The sequence below is a fragment of the Kitasatospora sp. NPDC059747 genome, assembly GCF_042732955.1.
In the GTDB taxonomy this organism is placed as follows: domain Bacteria; phylum Actinomycetota; class Actinomycetes; order Streptomycetales; family Streptomycetaceae; genus Kitasatospora.
The window spans coordinates 9,051-14,260 of the sequence record NZ_JBHWGV010000174.1 but is presented as its reverse complement, the minus strand read 5'-3'; the positions used below and the strand labels follow the sequence as shown (position 1 = coordinate 14,260).

Sequence of the window (5,210 nt, the reverse complement as noted above, 5' to 3'; positions counted from 1 at the left end):
CCCGCGGCGCCGCGCGCGCCCGGCCCGGCGCGTGGGCCGCCCCCTACCACCCCGGTGGCGCCGCCCGGCCGGGGCCCCCGGGCCCCGGGGGGCGGCCGCCCCCGGCTCACGGTCCGTCAACCTGACGATCATGGCAGAACGAGGCGGGCGCGGGGTCCCTGTGCCGCCCTCCCCGAGCGGGCGCGGGTCAGGCGGCCTTGGGGAAGTCCTTGCGCTTGATCTTGGCGCGGCGCCCATCGGGGTGGTGGAAGACGATGCCTTCCGCGAGCGCGCCCGGGGTGTAGCGGCTCTCCATCTCGGCCAGGTAGTCGCGCAGGCCCGCGTAGGTCCGGGGCACGTCCTGGTAGACCGGCACCTGGAGGTTGAAGGGGACGCAGTGGTGCTCGGTCACACCGAGCGGGTTGCCCTGGATGCGGGGGCCGACGGCCTCGCAGGAGTGCTCGCCGTCGGGCCAGGCGGTGGTGTCGGTGGCGTGGGCGGCGGCGATGATCCACTTGTCCTCGGCGGCCTGCTCGTCGGTGTCGACGTACCAGCCGTCCCGGATGCCCTGCTGCTTCTGGGCCTTCGTCGGGTTGCGGCGCTTCTCCACCCGGACCAGCCGTCCGGCGCGGACGGTGAGGCGGACGTTGGTGCCGTCCAGCTTCTCGGTCGGCACTCCCTCGCCCTCGAAGACCCACGCGCATTCGGCGCGGGGCCGGTCGACGACGCGGAAGGCGTCGTCCCGGTCGAACAGCGTCGGGATCTTCTCCATGACCTGGATGCCCTTTCTGACGTGGCCCAGCAGTTCCTCGTGTGTGATCGCCCCGGCGGCCAGACCGCCCGCGAGCGCGCGGACGAGGTCGGCGACCGAGACCTCCGCCTCGACCGCCACGTGCTTGAGGGCCTTCTTCTCCTCGGGCGACACCCAGGCGACCAGCCGTGACCACCCCTCGGGGGGAGTCCACCGCGCCAGCTGCGCGGGGTCCTTCCGGGGGCGGCCGCGCTTCTTGACCTCGTCCATGCCAGGAGACCCTAGGGACGGCACTGAGGTTGTGTCAATTGGCATAACAGAAAATCGGCGACACCGGGCGGGCGGAGCCGCCGGCGCGAAGGCACGGGAGGCCGCCGTCCCGTCGCGGGGCGGCGGCCTCCCGGGTGGGGGCGCAGGGGGCTCAGCGCATGGACACCGCGTCAACGTAGACGGAGGACTGGCCGGTCGCCCCGTCGGCCGGGACGAAGTCGACGCCGAGTTCGCAGACCCTGGTGAGGTCGGGGACGGTGGCCAGGTTGAAGGACAGCCGGGTGCCGTCGGCGTCGACCGGGTAGGTGCCGCTGTCGTACCAGTCGCAGCCGGCACCGGCCTTCACGTACAGCTTGGCCTTGGTGCCCGCGGCCTGGTTGCCCCAGGGGGCGGTGCGGGCGGTCGCGGTGAGGGTGAGGTTGCCGGTCAGGTCGGCCGGGGTGGCGTAGTGGCGCAGCAGGAAGGCCTCGCCGCTCTCCAGTTGGACGTCGGCCTTGAGGGAGTGGGTGCCCTGGGCGGCCCACTCGGTGACCGGCCAGGGGCCGTTCTTGATCTGCCAGGCGCCCCAGCCGTCGGGTCCGGTCTCGAAGTCGCCGAGGGTGCTCGCCGGGGTGGTGGCGGTCAGGTTGTCGATGTACACCGAGCTCTGGCCGGAGGCGCCCGGCGCGGGGGCGAAGCGGACCCCGATCTCCTCGACGTCGGCGAGGTCGGTCACGCCCGCGAGCGGCATCGTCAGCACGGCGCCGTCCGGGCCGACCACGGTGGAACCGCTGTCGTACCAGGTCCTGTTGGCGCCGGTGCGCAGGTAGAGCTTGGCGGTCGTGCCGGCGGCCTGGTTGCCCCAGGGGGCGGTGCGGGCGTCGACGGAGAGCGTGCTGTAGGCGCTGAGGTCCTGGCGGGCGACCTTGTTGAGGTAGGTCTCCGGGCGGGTGAGGTCGACGTCGGCCTTGAGGGAGTGACTCTGCTGGGAGGCCCACTCGTTCACCGTCCAGGGCCCGTTGAGGGTCTGCCAGCCGCCCCAGCCGTCCGGGCCGTTCTCGAAGCCCTCCAGCACGGTGCCCGGTGCGGGCGGGCGCGGCGGCCCGGCCGGGTCGGTCGTGGCGGACGGGTCGATCCCGCCCAGGTTGAGCGTCCACCGGTCGTTCATCAGTGCCGGGGCGCCGAGTTGCACCGTGGGGCTCCACTTGTCGTTCCAGGCCAGGAAGTAGGTGGTGGCCGGGAACCGGGTGCGGATCGCGTCGGCCCAGCGGCCGTAGTCGTAAGCGGCGGGCGCGGGCACGTGGGTGGCGGGGTCGTTCGGCGGGCCGATCTCGGCGAAGGCGAACGGCTTGTGCAGCGCGGTCAGTTCGCCGTAGCCCTGGGCGGCGGCCGGGTCGGTCGGGTAGCAGTCGAGGCCGACCACGTCGGTGTAGGCGTCGCCGGGGTAGTACGCGGCGCGGTCGCCGGCGCCGCAGAGCGGGGAGTAGACCCAGAGCAGGTTGTGCAGGCCCTTGGCCTGGGTGAGGTAGCGGTAGGTGTACTGCCAGGCGGAGATGTAGGCGGCCCGGTCCTGGCCGCTCCACCAGAAGGCGCCCGCGCCGGAGGTGTTCATCTCGTGGAACGGGCGGAACAGGACGGGGACGCCGGCGCCGTTCAGGTCGGCGAGGCCGGTGGCGATCCTGTCGAGGGTCTGCTGCCAGGCGGCGCCGACGGTGGTGGTGGGGTCGGTGAGCTGCTGGAAGCCGTCCAGGTGGGTGTAGAGGCCCTGGAGTCCCGGCCGGACCGGGTTCGGCGCGTGGACGCTGACGGAGACCAGGCCTCCCCTGGCCGACCAGTTCTTCAGGTCGGCGTTGCAGGAGGAGTCGATGGTCGAGCTGCCGTTCGAGCCGTAGTCGCAGGCGATCAGCCCGGGGTACTGGCCGGTCTGGGCCTTCAGGTCCTCGGTCTGGGCGAGTGAGAAGGCGGAGCCGCTGTAGCCGGCGAACAGGCCGGAGACCACCCGGCTGCCGGCCCGGCCCGGCAGGTGCGACAGCCAGTCGAGCACCCGGCCGGTGGCCGCGGTGGCCTGGGGATCGGATGGGGCGGCGGTGGCCGTGGCGGCTGCGGTGGCGGCCGGGGCGGCCGGAGTGGCCGGGGTGGCCGGGGTGGCCGCGACCAGGGGGGCCAGGAGGAGCGCCGATATCAGGGCGGCGCGAGCTTTCTGAAGCATGATCAGACCGTAACGTGATCCGCTTCCGCGGCCGCCCGGGGCCCGGACGCGGGGTTCGGCTCCTACCGCGGCGCCCCGCCACCGCCCGGCCCTGGAGGCCCTCCTCGACACCGCCATCACGTGACGGGGCCGCGCCCGGATGCGGGCACGGCCCCGGCGTGCCGGTCGGGTGTGCCGGTCAGGAGGCGTTCAGCGTGGTGTCGTCGATGACGAAGCCGGTCTGGTCGGCGGAGGAGTTCTCCACGCCGGTGAACGTCAGCGTGACGCTCTTCCCGGCGTAGGCGGACAGGTCGAGGGTCCGCTGCGTGTAGCCGTTGGCGGCGTCGAGGTTCGAGTAGGTGGCCAGGGTGCTGCCGTTGGCGGTGACGGTGAGCGTGTCGTCGGCGGTGCCCGTGGTCTTGGCCGTGTCGATGTGGAGCCAGAAGCCGAGCGCGGCCTTGCAGCCGGCCGGGACGGTGACGCTCTGGCTGAGCGTGTCGGTGTGCGCGGAGCCGTAACCGTCCAGCCAGGCGTCCCAGTTGCCGCTGTGCGCGGGCTCGCTGGCCAGGTCGTTGTTGATCACGCCGGAGGTCGCCTTCCACGGCGCCGGGCTGCTCCCGTTCTCGAAGCCCGGGTTGCCGAGCAGCTGGCCGGGCGACGGGCAGCCGGTGCCGGCCGGGCTGACCGTCCAGGTGAACGAGGTGCTGCCGGACGGGCCGGTCGAGTCGGTGGCGGTGACGGTGACGGCGGAGGTGCCGGCCGTGGTCGGGGTGCCGCTGATCAGGCCGGTGGAGGCGTTGACCGACAGTCCGGCCGGCAGACCGGTGGCGGCGTAGCCCAGCGTGCCGCCGGCGGTGTCGGTGGCCCGGATCTGGAGGGAGGCGGGGGTGCCGACGGTGCCGGCCTGGTTGCCGGGCGCGGTGACGCTGACGCCGCCGGTGGTGCCGGTGTTCCAGGCGTCGGTGATCGGTGTGGCCTGGGCGGCGGCACCGGCGTACGGCAGGCCGTACATGTCCTCGATGGTGCGCAGCACGCTGAAGTGGTCGATCTGCTCGGTGTAGGTGCCCGGCTTGACCTGCTGCCCGTTGAAGAAGGTGGCGATCTGGTTGGGGCCGGCGCTGTCGTCCTCGTCGAAGGTGGTGATCAGCAGGCTGTTGTGGGTCTTGGCCCACTGGACGTAGGCGTCCAGGTTGTTCTTCAGCCAGGTGTCGCCGGTGGGGATCGAGCAGTCGTGGATGTCGTCGCAGAGGTTGGGGATCACCCAGGAGACGGTGGGCAGTTGGGTGAAGTCGGTCGGGAAGCTGGTGAACGGCAGGCTGGCGGAGGCCGGCACGTTGGTGAAGTTGGTCCACGGGACGTGCTTGCGCGCGTACTTGCCCGAGGTGCAGACCGTCGAGCCGGCCGAGGGCAGGCTTTCCGAGTAGCCCTTGAACGTCAGGCCCTTGGCGATGAGTTGGGCGCCCTCGTTGTCGGTGCTGAAGCTGTGCGGGCAGGAGTCGTCGGTGACTCCCTGGTTGGAGCCGGAGAACAGGTCCAGGTAGTTCGGCTGGCTGGGGTGTTCGATCGCGAAGGAGTTGGTGAAGTTCGCGCCGGTGTTGGCCAGTTGGTTGAAGTACGGGGCCTGTGGGTTGCCCACGATGGAGCTCTCCGAGGTGTTTTCGAAGAGCACCACCACGACGTGGTCGGGCCGCGGAACGGCGGCCGTGGCCGCGGCGGGCTGCGCCGCGGCGGCGGTGCCGGCGGTGCCGGTGGCGCTTGCGGGAGCGACGGCGCCGGTGGGCCCGCAGAGCAGGGCGACGGCGGCGGCGAGGCCGGTGGCGAGGCGTGACAGACGCACGGATTCTCCTCGGAGGGGCGGGTGATTGGCCGTCACTGTCCCGCAGTTGACGATGCCCACACAAGAGTTCCGTCGGCGAAGGCCGGGTGAACGGCAGGTCGGTGGGGGGGGGGGGGGGCCGGGCGCCGGCGCGCGGGGGTCGGGGGGTGGCGGTGCTGTGGGGGGACCGGCGGCACGCCCCCGGCGCGGGCGAGCGCCCCACGCCG

At 72.7% G+C, this 5,210-nt stretch carries 3 protein-coding genes; all 3 read right to left on the bottom strand.

The window, feature by feature from the left end; all coding sequences use genetic code 11:
* Nucleotides 1-187: 187 nt before the first annotated feature.
* The 3 genes from ACFV4G_RS40400 to ACFV4G_RS40390 all read right to left on the bottom strand — a co-directional run bounded on the left by ACFV4G_RS40400 (nucleotide 188) and on the right by ACFV4G_RS40390 (nucleotide 5,004).
* Entirely contained in the window at nucleotides 188-1,000 is an 813-nt protein-coding gene (locus ACFV4G_RS40400) for a hypothetical protein (protein WP_380448077.1), read from the bottom strand.
* 151 nt (nucleotides 1,001-1,151) lie between these two features.
* Complete coding sequence (locus ACFV4G_RS40395) at nucleotides 1,152-3,188, bottom strand: glycosyl hydrolase (RefSeq protein WP_380448075.1); 2,037 nt, start codon at nucleotides 3,186-3,188, stop codon at nucleotides 1,152-1,154.
* Nucleotides 3,189-3,366: 178 nt separating this feature from the next.
* Nucleotides 3,367-5,004, bottom strand: coding sequence for an alkaline phosphatase family protein (locus ACFV4G_RS40390; RefSeq protein ID WP_380448073.1), 1,638 nt, complete (start codon nucleotides 5,002-5,004; stop codon nucleotides 3,367-3,369).
* Between the last annotated feature and the right edge of the window lie 206 nt (nucleotides 5,005-5,210).

Excerpts from the sequence above, each read along its gene's own strand:
- ACFV4G_RS40400 (WP_380448077.1), bottom strand. The coding sequence starts at position 1,000 with ATGGACGAGGTCAAGAAGCGCGGCCGCCCCCGGAAGGACCCCGCGCAG.
- ACFV4G_RS40395 (WP_380448075.1), bottom strand. The coding sequence starts at position 3,188 with ATGCTTCAGAAAGCTCGCGCCGCCCTGATATCGGCGCTCCTCCTGGCC.